The organism is Arthrobacter sp. AL05 (assembly GCF_029960715.1).
Taxonomy (GTDB): domain Bacteria; phylum Actinomycetota; class Actinomycetes; order Actinomycetales; family Micrococcaceae; genus Arthrobacter.
This window is the reverse complement of record NZ_JASBRC010000009.1, coordinates 139,418-155,810: the sequence shown is the minus strand read 5'-3', so window position 1 is coordinate 155,810 and position 16,393 is coordinate 139,418. Positions and strand designations below refer to the sequence as shown.

General features: G+C 66.1%; 18 protein-coding genes, 1 tRNA gene and 1 other RNA gene. 9 read left to right on the top strand and 11 right to left on the bottom strand.

The features are described 5' to 3' along the window. Nucleotides 1-31: 31 nt before the first annotated feature. Nucleotides 32-556 (bottom strand): peptide-methionine (S)-S-oxide reductase MsrA, encoded by a 525-nt coding sequence (msrA, locus tag QK287_RS12715; RefSeq protein ID WP_226774950.1) that lies wholly within the window; start codon nt 554-556, stop codon nt 32-34. Between the two features lie 178 nt (nt 557-734). On the opposite strand from msrA, the gene QK287_RS12710 reads away from it, so the two are divergent. Both QK287_RS12710 and QK287_RS12705 read left to right on the top strand, forming a co-directional pair. Beyond that, nucleotides 735-1,553 carry a Nif3-like dinuclear metal center hexameric protein gene (locus QK287_RS12710; protein ID WP_226774968.1) on the top strand — a complete coding sequence of 273 codons (819 nt, stop codon included), beginning with the start codon at nt 735-737 and terminating at the stop codon, nt 1,551-1,553. 122 nt (nt 1,554-1,675) lie between these two features. Continuing rightward, a complete protein-coding gene (locus QK287_RS12705; RefSeq protein ID WP_226774949.1) occupies nt 1,676-2,413 on the top strand; it encodes a C4-type zinc ribbon domain-containing protein in 738 nt (245 codons plus the stop codon). A gap of 59 nt (nt 2,414-2,472) precedes the next feature. Here QK287_RS12705 and QK287_RS12700 read toward each other — a convergent pair whose 3' ends face one another. Further along, nucleotides 2,473-3,237, bottom strand: coding sequence for a peroxide stress protein YaaA (locus QK287_RS12700; RefSeq protein ID WP_226774948.1), 765 nt, complete (start codon nt 3,235-3,237; stop codon nt 2,473-2,475). Between the two features lie 59 nt (nt 3,238-3,296). Beyond that, nucleotides 3,297-4,214 carry an alpha/beta hydrolase-fold protein gene (locus tag QK287_RS12695; RefSeq protein WP_282360296.1) on the bottom strand — a complete coding sequence of 306 codons (918 nt, stop codon included), beginning with the start codon at nt 4,212-4,214 and terminating at the stop codon, nt 3,297-3,299. A 71-nt stretch (nt 4,215-4,285) separates the two neighbouring features. Here QK287_RS12695 and rnpB point away from each other — a divergent pair. After that, an RNA gene (rnpB, locus tag QK287_RS12690) (RNase P RNA component class A) lies at nt 4,286-4,679 on the top strand. Between the two features lie 141 nt (nt 4,680-4,820). On the opposite strand, the gene QK287_RS12685 is transcribed toward rnpB, so the two are convergent. Continuing rightward, nucleotides 4,821-4,973: a hypothetical protein gene (locus tag QK287_RS12685; protein WP_226774946.1), complete on the bottom strand. Its 153-nt coding sequence runs from the start codon at nt 4,971-4,973 to the stop codon at nt 4,821-4,823. 349 nt (nt 4,974-5,322) lie between these two features. Between QK287_RS12685 and QK287_RS12680 the strand changes: the two genes are divergently transcribed. From QK287_RS12680 to QK287_RS12670, 3 genes are all read left to right on the top strand, one after another. Next, nucleotides 5,323-6,819 carry a glyceraldehyde-3-phosphate dehydrogenase gene (locus tag QK287_RS12680; protein WP_282360295.1) on the top strand — a complete coding sequence of 499 codons (1,497 nt, stop codon included), beginning with the start codon at nt 5,323-5,325 and terminating at the stop codon, nt 6,817-6,819. Between the two features lie 78 nt (nt 6,820-6,897). Continuing rightward, nucleotides 6,898-7,107, top strand: coding sequence for a TolC family protein (locus QK287_RS12675; protein WP_226774944.1), 210 nt, complete (start codon nt 6,898-6,900; stop codon nt 7,105-7,107). 129 nt (nt 7,108-7,236) lie between these two features. Then, complete coding sequence (locus QK287_RS12670) at nt 7,237-8,040, top strand: HNH endonuclease family protein (protein WP_226774943.1); 804 nt, start codon at nt 7,237-7,239, stop codon at nt 8,038-8,040. A 179-nt stretch (nt 8,041-8,219) separates the two neighbouring features. Here QK287_RS12670 and QK287_RS12665 read toward each other — a convergent pair whose 3' ends face one another. After that, nucleotides 8,220-8,528 carry a hypothetical protein gene (locus QK287_RS12665; protein WP_282360294.1) on the bottom strand — a complete coding sequence of 103 codons (309 nt, stop codon included), beginning with the start codon at nt 8,526-8,528 and terminating at the stop codon, nt 8,220-8,222. Next, the gene (locus QK287_RS12660; protein ID WP_282360293.1) at nt 8,525-9,508 is read right to left on the bottom strand and encodes a 1-phosphofructokinase family hexose kinase; all 984 of its coding nucleotides are present in this window, start codon (nt 9,506-9,508) and stop codon (nt 8,525-8,527) included. The genes QK287_RS12665 and QK287_RS12660 overlap by 4 nt, the downstream gene beginning before the upstream one ends. Before the next feature lie 233 nt (nt 9,509-9,741). Between QK287_RS12660 and ppk2 the strand changes: the two genes are divergently transcribed. Continuing rightward, entirely contained in the window at nt 9,742-10,539 is a 798-nt protein-coding gene (gene ppk2 / locus QK287_RS12655; RefSeq protein WP_253033561.1) for a polyphosphate kinase 2, read from the top strand. Between the two features lie 64 nt (nt 10,540-10,603). Next, nucleotides 10,604-11,098 (top strand): hypothetical protein, encoded by a 495-nt coding sequence (locus QK287_RS12650; RefSeq protein WP_282360292.1) that lies wholly within the window; start codon nt 10,604-10,606, stop codon nt 11,096-11,098. A gap of 149 nt (nt 11,099-11,247) precedes the next feature. Here the strand turns inward: QK287_RS12650 and def are convergent, their stop codons facing one another. The 4 genes from def to orn all read right to left on the bottom strand — a co-directional run bounded on the left by def (nt 11,248) and on the right by orn (nt 13,985). Then, the gene (gene def, locus QK287_RS12645) at nt 11,248-11,820 is read right to left on the bottom strand and encodes a peptide deformylase (protein ID WP_226774938.1); all 573 of its coding nucleotides are present in this window, start codon (nt 11,818-11,820) and stop codon (nt 11,248-11,250) included. A 35-nt stretch (nt 11,821-11,855) separates the two neighbouring features. After that, nucleotides 11,856-13,010, bottom strand: coding sequence for an acyl-CoA dehydrogenase family protein (locus QK287_RS12640; RefSeq protein WP_282360291.1), 1,155 nt, complete (start codon nt 13,008-13,010; stop codon nt 11,856-11,858). A gap of 106 nt (nt 13,011-13,116) precedes the next feature. Next, nucleotides 13,117-13,189: transfer RNA gene (locus QK287_RS12635), tRNA-His, on the bottom strand. 145 nt (nt 13,190-13,334) lie between these two features. Then, a complete protein-coding gene (gene orn, locus QK287_RS12630; RefSeq protein ID WP_282360290.1) occupies nt 13,335-13,985 on the bottom strand; it encodes an oligoribonuclease in 651 nt (216 codons plus the stop codon). Nucleotides 13,986-14,142: 157 nt separating this feature from the next. On the opposite strand from orn, the gene mptB reads away from it, so the two are divergent. Continuing rightward, a complete protein-coding gene (mptB, locus tag QK287_RS12625) occupies nt 14,143-15,699 on the top strand; it encodes a polyprenol phosphomannose-dependent alpha 1,6 mannosyltransferase MptB (protein ID WP_282360289.1) in 1,557 nt (518 codons plus the stop codon). On the opposite strand, the gene QK287_RS12620 is transcribed toward mptB, so the two are convergent. After that, on the bottom strand, nt 15,692-16,372 hold the full coding sequence (locus tag QK287_RS12620; RefSeq protein WP_282360288.1) for a DNA alkylation repair protein: 681 nt from the start codon (nt 16,370-16,372) through the stop codon (nt 15,692-15,694). The genes mptB and QK287_RS12620 overlap by 8 nt on opposite strands. Nucleotides 16,373-16,393 lie beyond the last annotated feature (21 nt).

Genomic DNA, 16,393 nt, shown 5'->3' with positions numbered 1-16,393 from the left:
GGTCAGCCTAACGAGGGCCCACAGGCCCTAGCTAAGCATTAAGCCATGAAGAGTAATATTTCCTGGCCTTGGCCAGCTTCGGATTGATGATCACCTGGCAGTAACCTTGCTCCGGGAATTTGCCGTAGTAGTCCTGGTGAATTTCCTCCGCCCGGTGGAACACCGGCAGCCGGCTGACCTCCGTGACAATCGGATGCGCCCACAGCGACTGGTTCCGTTCGATCGCCTCCTCGAAGAGGATCTTTTCCTCAGTCGTTTCGTAGAACATTGAGGAGCGGTACTGAGTGCCGACGTCGTAGCCCTGACGGTTCAGGGTTGTGGGGTCGTGGAGTGCGAAGAACATGTCCAGGATGATTTCCGCCGGGACGATCTGCTCATCGAACGTCACTGCCACCACCTCGGCGTGGCCGGTGGTTCCGGAGCAGACTGCGTAGTAGTCGGGGTTGCGGTCATGGCCGCCGGAGTAGCCCGAAACGACGGCGCTGACACCTTTGGTTTTCTGGTAGACGGCGTCGAGGCACCAGAAGCAGCCTCCGCCGAGGACAAAAGTTCTCATGTCCTCTTCAATGGTTGAAGGGCCCCGAAGATTCCCGGCGCCTGCAGGGGCCGCCGCCCAATAGGGTAAAAATGGGGGTATGGAACCTGTAAACACCGACGTTTCAGCCGGCCCTCTCGAAGGGACCGACGCTGCCGGCCATGGATCCGGGGAAACGGAGCGGCAGCCTACCCTGGGCATGATCCTGCTGGCCGCCGAGGAGCTGTGGCCCGAATCACTGGCCGAGGACTGGGATGAGGTGGGGCTTGTGGCCGGACGCCCCGCCGCCGGGGTGGGCAGGATCCTCTTCGCCGTCGATCCCACCCTTGAGGTGATCGAGGAGGCGATCGAGTTCGGCGCCGAGCTGCTCATCACCCACCACCCGTTGCTGCTCAAAGGTGTCACCTCGGTAGCCGCGACCACCGCCAAGGGCCGGGCCGTGCACCGCCTGATCGAAACCGGGACCGCCCTGCTGACGGTCCATACCAACGGCGATTCCGCCGTCGGCGGCGTCTCGGATGTGCTGGCCGATGCGTTGGGCCTGCAGAACGTTGCCCCGCTGTCTCCGGCGTCCAACGGGCTGCCCGAAGAGGGGATCGGGCGGGTCGGCGACCTGGCCGAACCACTCACCCTGGGCGAGTTCGCCGCCCGCGTGTTCGGCATCCTCCCGGCCGTCGCCGGGGGAGTTCGGGTGTCCGGGGACCGGGACGGGCTGGTGCGCCGCGTCGCCGTCTGCGGCGGGGCCGGAGATTCGCTCCTGGACGCGGTGCGGGCCGCCGACGCCGATGTTTACCTGACGGCCGACCTGCGGCACCATCCGGCGTCGGAAGCCCGGGAGGAGGCCGTCAACAACAGGCCCTACCTCATCGACGTTTCGCACTTCGCCAGCGAGTGGCTGTGGCTGCCTGCCGCCGCCGAGGCATTGGGCAACGTCCTGGGAGACCAGGGCCACAACGTGCAGATCCGGGTCAGCACCACCAACAGCGACCCGTGGGACTTCATTCTGACTCCGGGCTAAGCCTGGCGTGCGAGGTGCCCCGGGTGAGCTAGCGAGGCCGGGGAGTACGCTAGGCGCTAGAGTCTAGGGAGCGCCGACACGGCGCCCGGCTGCGGCCGGCAGGGATTTAGCGGAGGTAAATAGTGGCCAAGGCAGCACCGGCGGAACAGTTGAAGTTGCTCGAATTGCAGGGACTTGATGCGAAGCTCAAATCCCTGTCCAACCGCCGCCGAAGCCTTGAAAGCGACCCACGGATCACCGATCTTGAGGCTGCCCTCGGCGTGGCCAGCGGGGAACTTGGCGCCGCGAAGGTGGCGGTCCACGACGCCGAACTCGAGCTCAAGCGGGCCGAAGCCGACGTGGAGCAGGTCGCCTCCCGGATTGAACGCGACGAGGCCAGGCTCAACAGCGGCACCGGCCTGTCGAAGGACCTCGTGGCGCTGCAGCGTGACCTCGTGTCACTGAACAAGCGCCGCTCCGACCTTGAGGACATTGAGCTGGAAGTCCTGGAACGGCTGGACTCGCTCCGCCTGCGCCAGGCCGGCCAGCAGCAGATCGTTGACGACATTCAGGGCTCGTTCGGTTCCATCCGCTCCGAACTTGACGAGCGGCTCGCGGAGATCGCAGCCGAGGCAACTGTGGTGCGGGGCAATCGCGCCCAGTTCGCCGAAGGCCTGGATGCCGGCCTCCTGGCGGTCTACGAAAAGACCCTGGCGAAGCGCGGCGTGGGCGCGGCCCGGCTCTTCCACGGAACGTCCGAGGGTTCGGGTATGCAGCTGAGCCCGGGGGACCTCGCCGAGATCAAGGCTGCGGCCGAGGACGAAGTGGTGTTCTGCCCGGATTCCGGCTGCATCCTGGTCCGCTCGTCCGAATGGGTGTAACCACAAACTGACTCGCAGCAGGGGTCGTTTTGAGCGCTCAAAACGACCCCTGCTGCGAGCTAGTTGGGCAGGATCAGGTTGAGGGTGTGCGGCTTCCGGGACGTGCCCTCGACCAGTTCCGCTGTCCACTTTTCGGCCGCGGCTTTCTGCAGCCGGGCGGGAGTCTGCGGTGCCGGACCCCGCCGGCTCAGCAGGTGCCGGGCGAGCTCGCCACGGGTGTGCTTGGCGAAGTGGCTGACGACCTTCCGGACGCCTTTGGCCTCGGTAAACACGTTCACGGCCACGGTCTGCGGCGGCGGCGGAGCCCACGCGGCGGCGTACGTGCTGGAACGGCAGTCCACAAGCAGTTCGCCAGCGGTGACGGTCGCGAGCGCCGCGCTGAGGTGCGGCTTCCAAAAAGATGCCAGGCGTCCGACGTCGGGCAACGCAGCGGCCATTGACAACCGATACGCCGGCACCCGGTCCCCGAAGTGGATGGCACCCCAGAGTGCCGAAATGACCAGCACGGAAGCGTCCGCTCTTTTCCGCTGCGAAGGCGTGAGGCTGTTGTAGTCCAAGGCGTCGTAAAGCACCCCTGAGTAGACCTGGTGGGCCGGGGCTGCCGGTTCGGCGTGCAGCCTGGTGTTCCGCTCGACGTCGGCCCAGAGGGAGGCGCCAACGCCCAACAGCGCCAGGGCGTCCTCGTGGGCGCTGACCGTACCAAGGCCCGCCAGCACCTTGGCACGGTAGCTGTTCAATTCGGGGAAGCTCAAGGTGGCCCAGTCGACGGCGTCGCCGGCCGTGGCGGGAGTCTTGCCTTCGGAGGGCGGCAGCAGAATCAGCACCGTCCAAGCTTAGCGGCGCGTCCTGCGCGGGCCGGCCGCCGGCAGCTTCCGACCGAAGTTCAGGCCAGGTTCCGGCCCAGGAAGGACAAGACCTCGGGGAGGATGGAGCGCCAATAGCCGGAGTCGTGGCCGCCGGGCTGGAAGCCGCCCTCGACGGCGCCCGGGAGCCCCTCCCGGTACTGGCGAACCGTTCCGGCAAGGGTGTCCGCGGTCCCGCAGTCGATTCGTTTGGGCAGCGCTGCGAGTCTTGGGCGGAGCGCGAACACGTTATGGGCCGCAAAGTCGTCCGGACCGTCGAAGGCGCTGTCGGTGCGCGGGTCGTAGTGGTCCCAGAGAGCCGGACTCATGGCTGCGACGGCCCGTACACCGGGCAAGCGGCCCTGCGAGGCGAGCAGCAGCGAACCGAAGCCGCCCATCGAGAGGCCAAAGAGGCCGATCCGGCCAAGGTCGTACCCCTGGCCGCCGAGGAACGGAATGAACTCCTGGATCAGCATTGCCTGGGTGTCGCTGCCGTCAGCGCGGGGGTGCCACCAGCTGTTTCCGCCGTCCACGGCGGCTATCCCGAAGGGCAGACCGCCGGCGTCGAGGTGCCGCCGAAGCGCCTCGTGGGCGGCCAGTTCCTCCAGCAGCACCGTGTGGCTGCCGCCGAGACCGTGCAGGAATACCGCCAGCGGCAGATCGGGCCGCGCCGCGCCGGGCGGGGCTTCGGGGGCGGCCAGTGACCAGCCGGTGCTGATTCCGGGGCGGAACACCGAAACAAATGATCCCGTCCTGGTCCGGACGGTCAACGGGACAGCAGGCGTCCGGGTCGAACCCGCCGTCGGGTTCGCCTGCCCACCCGCGGGACCCGCAGGCGGCGCCGGCGGTGGCGCGGCAGGGGACGGGATTCCGGGAGCGCAGGCTGCCAGGGCGGACGCACCCACTCCGATTCCCGCCAGCTCCAGCAAACGGCGCCGGCTCAGTTCTGACGCGTCCATTCCCCGATCATAGGCCCGGCGCCGGAGGTGTTGCCGGGCCGGCCCGCAGTGACCGTAGAATAGACGGCGGATGGGTTGACTAGGCGGCCGCGCGTCACGCAAGTGGCTCGAGGAACGTCCGGGCTCCGCAGGGCAGGGTGGTGGGTAACGCCCACTCGGGGTAACCCGCAGGCCAGTGCCACAGAGAACAGACCGCCTGCGTGCCGGGTGTGCTTGCACAGCCGGCAGGGCAGGTAAGGGTGAAACGGTGGTGTAAGAGACCACCAGCTTCCCGGGTGACCGGGAAGGCTAGGTAAACCCCACCCGGAGCAAGGCCAGACAGGACACGTTTGAGGGCTGCCCGCCCGAGTGTCCGGGTAGGCTGCTGGAGGGCGCCGGCAACGGCGTTCGTAGATGGATGGCCGCTATTCCTGTGCTGGCAACGGCGCGGGAACACAGAACCCGGCGTATCGGTCAACCCATCCACCCACACCACCGGTTAGGCCGCGTAACGACAAACCCCGCGGCGCGCTGCGGTGCGCGCTGCCGCGCACCCGCCGCGCACCAAAAAAGCGGTGGCCGGCACCGAAAGGTGCCGGCCACCGCCGGTATGGACCAATGGCAGTGTTAGGCCTTGGCCTTCCGCTTCACCCAGCCCCAGACGCCGGTTGCCACAAAGAGGATCAGGCCAACGACGGCCAGCCAGAGAAGGCCCTTGACGACAAAGCCGAGGACGGACAAAACGAGCCAGATGATAAGTAGAGTGATTATTAGTCCCATAGGAACATCCTAGAGGGTAGCGGGCAGCTGCTTAGGCCGGAGGGCGCCAGAGCCCGGCGTCGCAGCTGTCCTGCGTTGGGTGTGCCGGTGGGCACGACGGGCTAACCCGGGCCGCGTGTGAGTCATTTCACGCGTAACGGGGCACCGGTCCCTTCCGGGCCGCCGGTAGAATGGAAGACGAACGTAGATGTTCTGCCGTCGGGTCTGCGTTCGCAGCCGGCGGCTTTCGTTTTGCTTGACACGTGCGCCCGGGGTGGACCGAATCCCCGGAGCCCAGGTTCCGGACACCCTCCGGCAGCCGACTTCCGCATACGGCGCCGTATGTGGTGGATTTTAGGAAGGTATTTCTGTGAGCCAGACGTCAGATTCTTGTCTTGATACGTGGATGGGCCGGGAGGCGCTCGCCGAGGCCATGATCCCGGTGATCGGCCGGCTGTACCGCGAGAACAACGTGGTGACGTCCATCCACGGCCGCAGCATGATCAACAAGTCCACCATGAACATCCTGAAGGCACACCGCTTCGCCCGTCGGATGAGCAAGGAAGAACTGCGTCTTGAGGAGACCGCCCCGCTGCTGGACGCCCTGACCACGCTGGACCTCGGCGCCGCAGCCATCGACGTCGCCCGCCTCACCGAGAAGTACCGCGTCGAGGGCAAGGGTGCCACCCTGGACGAGTTCCTCCGTGCGGAGCTGGCCGATGTTGTGGGCAAGCGCGGCGCCGACGACCGCACCAGCACCGACGTCGTCCTCTACGGATTTGGCCGCATCGGCCGGCTCCTGGCCCGGCTCCTGATCGAAAAGGCCGGCGGCGGGCATGGGCTGCGGCTGCGCGCTATTGTGGTCCGCCGCGGTTCGGACAATGACCTTGCCAAGCGTGCCAGCCTGCTGCGCCGCGACTCGGTCCACGGTTCCTTCGAAGGCACCATCAAGGTGGACCTCGAAAACGACACCATCACCGCGAACGGCGTTCAGATCCAGGTCATCTACTCGGACAACCCCGCCACCATCGACTACACCGCCTACGGCATCCACAACGCACTCGTCGTCGACAACACGGGACGCTGGCGCGACGCCGACGGACTCTCCCAGCACCTCAAGAGCAAGGGCGCATCCCGGGTTCTGCTAACTGCTCCGGGCAAGGGCGAGCTGAAGAACATCGTTCACGGCATCAACCACGCAACGATCACCGATGCGGACAGGATCGTCTCCGCGGCTTCCTGCACCACGAATGCCATCACTCCTGTCCTGAAGGCGATCAACGACCGGTACGGCGTCGTTCACGGCCATGTGGAGACCGTCCACTCCTTCACCAACGACCAGAACCTGATCGATAACTTCCACAAGGGTGACCGGCGCGGACGCTCCGCCGCCCTGAATATGGTGATCACCGAGACCGGGGCGGCCACGGCAGTGGCGAAGGCACTCCCGGAGCTGCTCGGCAAGCTGACGGGAAGTTCCATCCGGGTGCCCACCCCGGACGTGTCCCTGGCCATCCTGAACCTGAGCCTGGAAAACGGCACCACCAAGGATGAGGTCAACGACTACCTCCGGGAAATGTCGCTGCACTCGGAGCTGCGCAAGCAGCTCGACTACATCGATTCGCCGGAGGTTGTCTCCACCGACTTCGTCGGCTCACGCCGGGCAGGAATAATCGACGGCCTTGCCACCATCACCAACGACAAGAACGTTATCCTCTACGTCTGGTACGACAACGAGTTCGGCTACAGCTGCCAGGTGGTCCGCGTTATGGAGGAAATGGCCGGCGTGAACCCGCCGTCGTTCCCCGCCAAGGACGCGGCTGCCACCCTGCAGGCAGCCGGTCTTCGCGTTGAGGTCACCGCCTGACCGGACATTTCTGAACTCTGTGGCGCATTCCCGGCCGGTCCGCTGGAATCGACCTGGAATGCGCACCACAATGGTTCAATGGAACAAAACCCGGCAGTAGACCACGAAACCACTCTTGAACACGCGTTGGACGTCGCGCACCGGAACGTTAAGGAAGCCAAGCGGCTCCTCGACGATGCACGCACCAAGTATGCGGCCGGGGAGGTAGACGAGGCGCGGGTCCAGCAACTCGAATCCCTGATGTCCCTCGCCAACGAGGACCTTGTGCGGGTGACGAAGGAGAACTAGCCGGGCACCTGTCCTCCACACTGTGGAAAACTGCGGCGGCGGCGGAGACCGGATTTAGCCTTCAGGGGTGGAAGGAAGTCGTCCCGCCCCGGAACGGACCGGCACCCGGCAGTGTGCCCTGGTGCGGGTGTGACCCGGACATGGCCGGAATTCCGGCAGTCACGACGGCGGTCCCGCCAGGCGTGGGCCCTGCTTGCCGCAGTGGCCCTCGCCGTAGCAGCGGGGCTCGGCTGGTTTTTCACCGCCGGGCAGTTCGCGGCTGTGGAACCCCCCGGAGGGGGGCCCGGCGAGGCGCCGGTGCTGGCGGCGCGCTGGATGAATGCGGTCGCTTCCGTGCGTCCCGTTCCGGCTGGCTCCGCTGCTGTGCTGCTCGAAACGCTGGCGGTCAAGGGCCGGGCAGCCCGGGCCGACTATGACCGCGGGGCATTCGGCCAGGCATGGCTCGACGTGGACCTGAACGGTTGCGATACCCGAAACGACATCCTTCGCCGCGACCTTTCGGACCTCGAGTTCACCGGGGGATCCACCTGCCAGGTGGCCGCCGGAACGCTCCGGGAACCATACACCGGCCAGCAGATCAGGTTCCGGCGGGGAAGCGGGAGCAGCAAAGACGTACAGATCGACCATGTTGTGGCCCTGGGCGACGCCTGGCAGAAGGGTGCCCAGCAGTTGAGCGCCGGGCAGCGGGAGCATCTGGCAAACGATCCGCTGAACCTGATCGCCGTCGACGGGGCTGCGAACCAGGACAAGAGTGCATCCGACGCCGCGACCTGGCTTCCACCGAACAAGGCCTTGCGTTGCCACTACGTGGCCCGGCAAATATCGGTCAAGGCTGCCTACCTGTTGTGGGTCACCCCGGCGGAGAAGGAGGCCATAAAACGGATCCTCGCCTCCTGTCCCGAACAGCAGACTGTTGTGCCGGCTGCCCGGTAGGCTGCGTGCGCCCGGCCGGATGACCGCGCGGTCCTGGTGTGGCTCCGGACGAGCTTCAGGACACGGCGGTGTCCGCCCCGGAAAGGCAGCTGGAGTGACTTTGAGCTGTTGACCCTGAGCTGGCTGGCCAAGCGGCTCCCTCCCCTCCCCGGGAAGAACCGGCACGGGCCGCAGCGTGCTTAGATGGTGAGCCTGACGGGGCCGGCTGTTGCCGGACCGCCGCATGCTTCGCTGCCGCCCACCCTGGTCCAGTCCAGCTGTACTTCGCGCCGGGCCAGGACGCCGCCGCCTGCGGCGTAGCGCACCGAACAGACGTCCTCCGCGCAGAACTCGACCAGGCTCACCAATTGAGAATTGCCGTCCAGGGTCACACTCAGGGAGTTGAACCACGCAAGGGCAGGGCAGGGCGTTGGCGCGGAGCCCGAGCAGCCGGCCGTTCCCGCAGCAAACAGCATCCCGAGCGCCAGGGGAGCCGGTCGCAGCTTCACTCTGCGGGGATCCCGTCGGCGGCGGCCCGGATGTTGAGTTCGGCCTCCAGGCGTTCGACCTCATCGCGGCGGCAAAGTTCGGTGGCCGGTGTGGTCACCGTAGCGCTCCCGGCAGCCACCGCGGCCCGGAGCGACTCCGCCAGGGTGCGGCCCTGGGCCAGCCGGAGCACAAAAGCGGCGAGGAAGCTGTCCCCGGCTCCGACGGTGCTGCGAACGTGCACCCGCGGTACGGCCAGCCGAAGGATCCCGGACTCCGAGGCGAGTACGGCTCCTTCGCCGCCAAGCGTCAAGGCGACGTGTTCCGCGGCGCCGTCAGCAACCAACGCCGCGGCAGCCTCGACTTCGCTCTCTTCGCCCTCCAGAGTTGTGCCAAAGTGCAACCCCAGTTCACGGCGGCTTGGCTTCACCAGGAATACCCCCTCGGCGAGGGCTTCGGCCAGCGCCGGACCGGACGCGTCGACGATGCAGCGCGCACCATGCAGCTTCGCCAGCCGTGCCACGCGGGCGTAGAAGTCGTCCGGAACCCCCGGCGGGAGGCTGCCGCTGGCCACGATATAGCCGCCGGCGGGCAGTGAATCCGCCACCAGTGCCAGGCACAAACGCCATTCGGCCTCAGTCAATTCGGGGCCCTGGAGGACAAAACGGAACTGCTTGCCGGTGGTGGTCTCATCGACCGTGAAGTCCTCCCGGGTATTGCCGTGGATCGGCACGGCGAGGGTGGGAACGCGTTCGGCCTCGATCAGCCTGCGGTATGCCTCTCCGGTGGGTCCGCCGGCGGTGTAGATGGCCAGGGTGCGGCCGCCCAGGCGCTGCACCACCCGCGAGACATTGACCCCGCCGCCGCCCGGGTCCAGGCGGCTGGCGCCGCACCGCATCTTGTGGCCGCTGATGACATGCTCCGTGGCAGTACTGATGTCCAGCGCGGGATTTACGGTGAGTGTGAGGATCGGCTGCATCGGCGTAGGTCTGTGGTCTGGCATGGCCTAAGCATAGGGCTGCGCACCGCCGGTGTACCCGGCCGGACGGCCCCTTGTGGGCGGTCCTTTGCTCGGCAAGAATGGGCACGGCAGGGCACGCGGCAGGAGATCCCGCCGCGGAAGGTGGAACGGGGACCATGGCACATCGCAAGGCCGGCGGCGGCAAGGCTGGCTCCGGCACGTCACAGGATGATCGCAAGCGAGCCAAGGGAGATGCCGCCGGACACTCCGGGCGATTGCCGCTCGGCGTCTACGAGGCCGAGCTGTCCCGGCTCCAGGCTGAACTCGTTTCATTGCAGGAATGGGTCCGCAGCACCGGAGCGCGAGTCCTGGTGATTTTCGAGGGACGCGACGCCGCCGGCAAGGGCAGCGCCATCAAGCGGGTGACCGAATACCTGAATCCTCGGGTTGCCCGGATTGTGGCGTTGCCCGCCCCGACGGACCGGCAGCGCGGCGAATGGTATTTCCAGCGTTATGTGGAGCATCTTCCCGCGGCCGGGGAGATCGTCCTGATGGACCGCTCCTGGTACAACCGAGCCGGCGTCGAACATGTGATGGGATTCTGTACGCCAGCGGAACACAAGCGTTTTATGGCCCAATGCCCCGTCTTTGAACGCCTGCTGATCCAGGACGGTATTCTGATGTTCAAGTACTGGTTTTCGATCAGCCATGCGGAACAGGAACGCCGGTTCAAATCGCGTCTGGATGATCCGATGCGGCAATGGAAGCTTTCGCCGATGGACCGGGAAGCGATCCTCCGTTGGGAAGACTATTCACGGGCCAAGGACGACATGTTTATGCAGACGGACACCGCCGACTCGCCCTGGTATGTAGTCGAGGCCGAGGACAAGCGCCGGGCCCGGATCAACATGATCGCCCATCTGCTCGCCGGGATCGACTACACCGAGGTTCGGACGGAGCCCGTGACGCTGCCGGAACGGCCGCGGGCGGTCAACTACACCCGGCCGCCACGGGAATTGTTCCGCTACGTTCCCGATCATGCGGCCATCCTGCTGAAGTCCGGGCACGGCTAACGGGGCACAGCCGGCGGGCCGCAGCGGCTGATGCCCGGCCGGGGCGGCTCGGTAGGCTGGGAGGATGTCGAATGAATTTCTGTTAAGCCTTGCCGGGATCGCCGGTGTGCTGCTGGTAATCCGGCTTCTGGCCCCGGCAGTCCCGCATGCCCGGCTGGCCCGGCGCGTCACTCCGGGTGAGCTGGTGCTTGCGGTGGCCGGAGTCGCGGGCCTGGTACTTCATTGCGGTGCGATGTTTTTCGGGTCAGTCGTCGCGGCAATACCCGGCACGGCACCCGTGATCGCCCAGATCAACGCAATGGGCACGGCGAGCATACTCTGGTATGTGGTGCCTGCGGCGTTACTTCTTGCCGGCCTTCGGCGGCAGCAGTTTTTTGCCGTGGTGGTGCTCGCCGTCGCCCTGCTGGCCGTCGGAGTCACCATGTACAACGGGGCCCCGCTTGCGACGCATCTGGTCACGATCTACGCCGCCGCCGTGGTGATCGCAGCCATCATGTTCCTCCTGGTCCTGCCGCCGCGGTTCGGCCGCACGGGCACACCAGCCAAACCCGTTTCCTAAGGCTGCGGCTCGGGCTGCCAGGGGGCCACGCCGCCGGGTTTGCCCAACATTGGCCGGCCGCACTGGCGTGCCGGCCGGGAACCGCCGGTGCAATACCGGACCCGGGCGCAAAGGTCGGGAGACCGGCGGACACCTTCGCGCAGGCCGCCCTAATGCCCGAAGGGGTCCGGATCCACACCGGGCATCCAGGTCAGGCCAGGGACGCCCCAGCCGCTCTTTTTGGCTTGTTTCTTGGCTTGGCGCGAATACCGGTCGATCAGCTTGTTGACGTACAACTTCCCGTCGAGGTGGTCGAATTCGTGCTGGATCACGCGCGCGAACCAGCCGGTCGCCTCGAAATCAACGGGGTTGCCGTCGCCGTCGAAGCCCTGTACCCGGGCCCATTCCGCCCGCTTCAGCGGATACTGCCCGCCGGGGAAGGACAGGCAGCCTTCCTCCTCCTCGTCCGGATCCGGCAGCGCGCCGGAAATCTTCGAGAGGGTCAGCACCGGGTTGACGACGGCGCCGGACGGCGGGGCGCCGTCGTCGTTGTCGTATTTGTAGATAAAGAGCCGTTTGCCGACGCCGACCTGGGGCGCGGCGAGACCGACGCCGTTGGCGGCGTCGTTGGTCTCGAACATGTCCGCGATGAGTGTCCGGAGCTCGTCGTCGAAGGCTGCAACCTCAGCTGCCCGGCGGTGCAGTACGGGCTCGCCCCAGATCGTAATGGGCAGAACTGTCATGTCAGAAACGTTCCTCTGTGCTAAGTGGTGGCGGGTCAGCCGGCGATGGTGCGGCCGACGACGTCGCGCATAATTTCGTTGGTGCCGCCGAAGATGGTCAGCAGCCGGGCGGCGAGGTAGGCCTGCGCCACCGGGTATTCCAGGATGTAGCCGTAGCCGCCGTGCAGCTGCAGGCAACGGTCCGTGACGGACTTTGCCCGCTCGGACGCCCAGAGTTTAGCGCGTGCGGCGGTCGCGGCGTCGAGCTCTCCGGCATTAAAGGCCTGGATGGCCCTGTCAACGTACGTTTCGGTGACCTCGACCTCGGTGAGGATGTCGGCCAATTCGAAGCGGCTGTTCTGGAAATCGATGATCCGCTCGCCGAAGGCATTGCGGTCCCTGGTGTACTGCACGGTCGACTCGTAAACGGCACGCACGACGGCGGAGCTCGCCACCGCGATGGCCAGTCGGCCCTGGGGGAGCTGCTCCGCGCAGTACTGCAGGCCCTTTCCTTCCTCACCGACGAGGTCGGCGTGCGGGACGCGGACGTTGTCGAAGAACAGTTCCGCTGTGTCCGAGGCTTTCAGCCCCATCTTGTCCAGCTGCTTGCCGGTGTTGTAGCCCTCGCCCTTCCGGACCATAAACAGGGAGAAGGAGTTGTGGTTTCCGCGGCCGGTGCTGCCGTCGCTGCGGGCCAGGACCAGGGCGGCATCACCGGAGATGCCGTTGCCAATGAAGGTCTTCTGGCCGCTGATCAGCCAGTCATCGCCCTCGCGCACGGCTTTAGTGCGGATGCCGCGGAGGTCCGATCCGGCACCTGGCTCCGTCCAGGCAACCGAGGTGACCGTTTCGCCGGAGACCATGCCGGGTAGCCAGCGGCTTTTCAGCTCCTCGGAGCCGTAGGCCAGCAGGTGGGGGAGGACCATGTCATCGTGGAGATGGAAGGCCAGGCCGACGGCGAGGTGGTTGCTCCTGGCGAATTCCTCATCCAGCACGGCGCGGAAGCGGTAGTCGTTCATGCCCAGGCCGCCGAACTCCTCCGGCACGGCCAGTCCCAGCAGGCCCTGTTCACCGGCGGCGGTCCACAGGGCCCGGGACATCATGTGGTCCGTGTCCCACTGGGCGTAGTGCGGCGCTACGGCCCGGGTGTTGAACTCGGCAGCCATCTCACGGAACATCTCGTGGTCTTCTTCAAAAATCGTGCGCTTCATCGCGTTTCCTTTCGTTCACGGTTCCATGGACAGACAACAAAGGCCGCACCGGATATCCGGTACGGCCTTCGTCTAAGGTCGGACACTTACTGCCGTCCTTGATGAGGGTGAGCGACGGGGGTTGAACCCGCGACCTCCTGGACCACAACCAGGCGCTCTGCCAACTGAGCTACGCCCACCATGTGCCCCGCCATGCCTTCCGGCGGACCGGCTGGCTGAAAAGGCAACGACAAATAGCTTACCTGCTCTTCGGGGCCGCTTGTGCCACTTTTTGGGTTTTCGCCAAAAATTTCCGCAAACGTGGCGCAGATTACTCCGCAGCGGCTACGTCGCCGGCTGCCCGGAAGGGGTCTGGGCAGCGGATTCCCCGGCCGTTCCCGTGATGCTGCTGGCGATCCGCCGTGCGGTGACGCTGTCCGGACCCGGAGCCGGCACAAAGACAGCCTCACGGTAGTAGCGCAGTTCATCAATGGAATCCTGGATGTCGCCCAGCGCCCGGTGGCCGCCGAGCTTGGCGGGGGACTGGAAGTAGGCCCTGGCGAACCAGCGTCGGGAGAGTTCCTTGATGGTGCTGACGTCGATCACCCGGTAGTGCAGGTGCTCCACCAGTTCCGGCATGTCCCGGGCCAGGAAGACGCGGTCGGTGCCGACCGAGTTGCCGCCCAGCGGCGCCTTCTTGGGATCCGGCACCCACTTCCTGATGTAGTCCAGGACGATGCCCTGGGCTTCCGCCATCGTCTTGCCGTGTGGCAGCTCCGCCAGGAGCCCGGAACGGGTGTGCATGTCGCGGACAAAGTCGTTCATCTGCGCGAGGGCCGCGTCGTCGGGTTTGATAACGACGTCGACGCCGTCACCGAGGATATTCAGCTCAGAGTCCGTCACCAGCGCGGCTACCTCGATGAGGGCGTCGTCCTTGGTGTCCAGGCCGGTCATTTCGCAGTCGATCCAGACAATGCGTTCATTAGATATAGGCACGCGCCCAGCCTACCGTTTCGTCGCCCGCGGGCGGTCCGGTGCTAGGATTTCGGGTACGCGGGCGACGGAATTGTTTGTCTCCGCGGCGTGCCCCGGGCCCGTTCCAACGGCCGGCAGCGGGTGGAATGAGCCCCACAACAGATTGGACGATCCTGAGATGACGGCGCCTGTGCCTGCGGCGGGGAAAGCGGCTGCCGGCACGTTCCCGGCGGCAGCCGTTGCTGAGGTTGACAATGCACGTTCGCCGCTGCTGGCGGGATTCATCGGCTCCCTTTTTATGGCGATCGGTTCCCTCGGCGTGGGCTGGCTGGCGCCCGCCTCGGACCTCCGCCGCGTCCCGCTGTTCATTTGGATGCGCACCGAAGCAATCGGGGTTGGCCTGTGCATTGTGCTGCTCGCCGTCGGCGGGATGCTCCTGGTCCGGTCCTGGCTCAGGCTTGGCCAGCGCGTGCGGGTGTGGGGTGCGCAGGCACGCAGGGCGACCCTGCAGGCGGTGGCGCTGTGGGGGCTGCCCATGATGTTCTCGGTCCCGCTGTTCAGCCGCGACGTCTACGCCTATATCGGGCAGGGCCGCCTGATGGTGGAGGGCTTCAACCCCTACGAAAACGGCATCTCCGCGCTGTCGAACTATTTCCAGCTTGGGGCCGACAAAATGTGGACCGAGGCGCCGGTGCCTTACGGACAGCTCTTCCTTTGGATCGAGCAGTTTGTGGTCTGGTCCACCAACGTGCACCCCGAGGCCAGCATTATGCTCTTCCGCCTTGCCGCGCTGGCGGGGATTGTGCTGTGCATCGTCTACGTGCCCAAGCTCGCCGAACTCCACGGTGTTAACCCGCACCGCGCGCTGTGGCTGACCGCCGCCAATCCGCTTTTCCTCACCAACTTCATCGCCAGCGTCCACAACGACGCCCTGATGATCGGTCTGGCCCTGGCCGGGCTGTACTACTGCGCGACCCGGCGCGTCATCCTCGGCCTGGTCCTGGTGACCCTGTCCGTCTCGGTCAAGCCCATCACCATCGTTTTCCTGCCCTTCATTGGTTTGCTCTGGGCCGGGAAGAACGCCGGCTGGCCGCGGAAATTCGTTTTCTGGGGGCTCACCGCCGGCATCAGCCTCGCCCTGTTGTACGCCATGAGCCTGGTCAACGGCTTCGGCTTTGGCTGGATTAACGGCCTCTCCGCGCCGGGCAGCATCTGGATCTGGTACGCCCCGGTCGGGCTGCTGGGCCTGGTGGTCGCCTCGATCTTCAACGCCTTCGGACTCGACGGCTGGGGGCTGGCCAAATGGGTCTACGACGCCGGTAAGCTGCTTGCGCTCGGCATCATCGCCTGGCAGATCTTCCGCGGCGACTACGACCGCCTGATTCGGCGGCTCGCGCTGGCGTTCGCCGCCGTCGTTATCCTCGCCCCGATGATCCAGTCCTGGTACGTGGTGTGGCTGATCCCGCTCTTCGCCCTCACCGGCATCCGGGACGACTGGCAGGTCAAGGCGCTCTACTTCATCGTGTCGTTCTTTATGGTGTACGCCATCTCGGACCAGCTGGAAGTGTTCCCGTACCTGCAGACAGCCGATCTGGGCCTGGCGTTGGCCCTGGCCCGGAATGCCGCGGCGATCATCGCCCTGCTGTTTGCCCTGTACCTGATCTTCCTCGACCCCAAGACCAAGCTGCTCTTCAGCAAAACAGAGGAACCAGTCAGCGGCCGCCCGATCATTTAAGCTTCCGGAGGGCTTCCCGCAGGGAGAGCGGGCTGAGCTCTTCGCGGTGCCGTGCCGCGAACTCCCGGACCCATTTCGGATCCGTGCCGGCGTAGTCACGCAGGGCCCAGCCAATTGCCTTCCGGATGAAGAATTCCCGGTCGGCCAGATTGGGCTCGATAACTGCTGCCAGCAGGGCACGATCCGTTGCGGATTTGGCGCCCAGCTGGGCCGTGATGGCGGCGCGCCGGATCCAGAAGTCCGGGTCGGTACTCCAGCGGCGCAGCGCGGGGGACACCTGCCCCGGGTGTGTCTGCAGCAGATCGCACAGCCGGTGCGACACTCCGTCCACCAGGTCCCACCAGGCTCCGCTGCGGATAATTTCCTCGTAGACCGGCAGCATGCCCAACTCACCGGTGGCCAGCTTGAGGCCAGTGAGATCGATGGCCGCGGGGCGTTCTTCACGCCAGTTTGCGCTGCGCCACAATTCCAGGACGCCGGAGAGCAAGTCCTCAAGGGAGCCGGGAGGCAGTTCGCCGGCGGCTGCCTTGACGATCCGACGGATCTCGGGAACCCGGACCCCCAGCGAGGGCAATCCGGACTTCAGGTAGGCCTGCGCCCTGGCTGCCCGCGCGGGATCTGCTGCCGCCTGCAGGCGGGAGCGGATCGCGGACAGAAGTTCAGCGGTGGCCATAAGGACACTTTAGCTACGCTC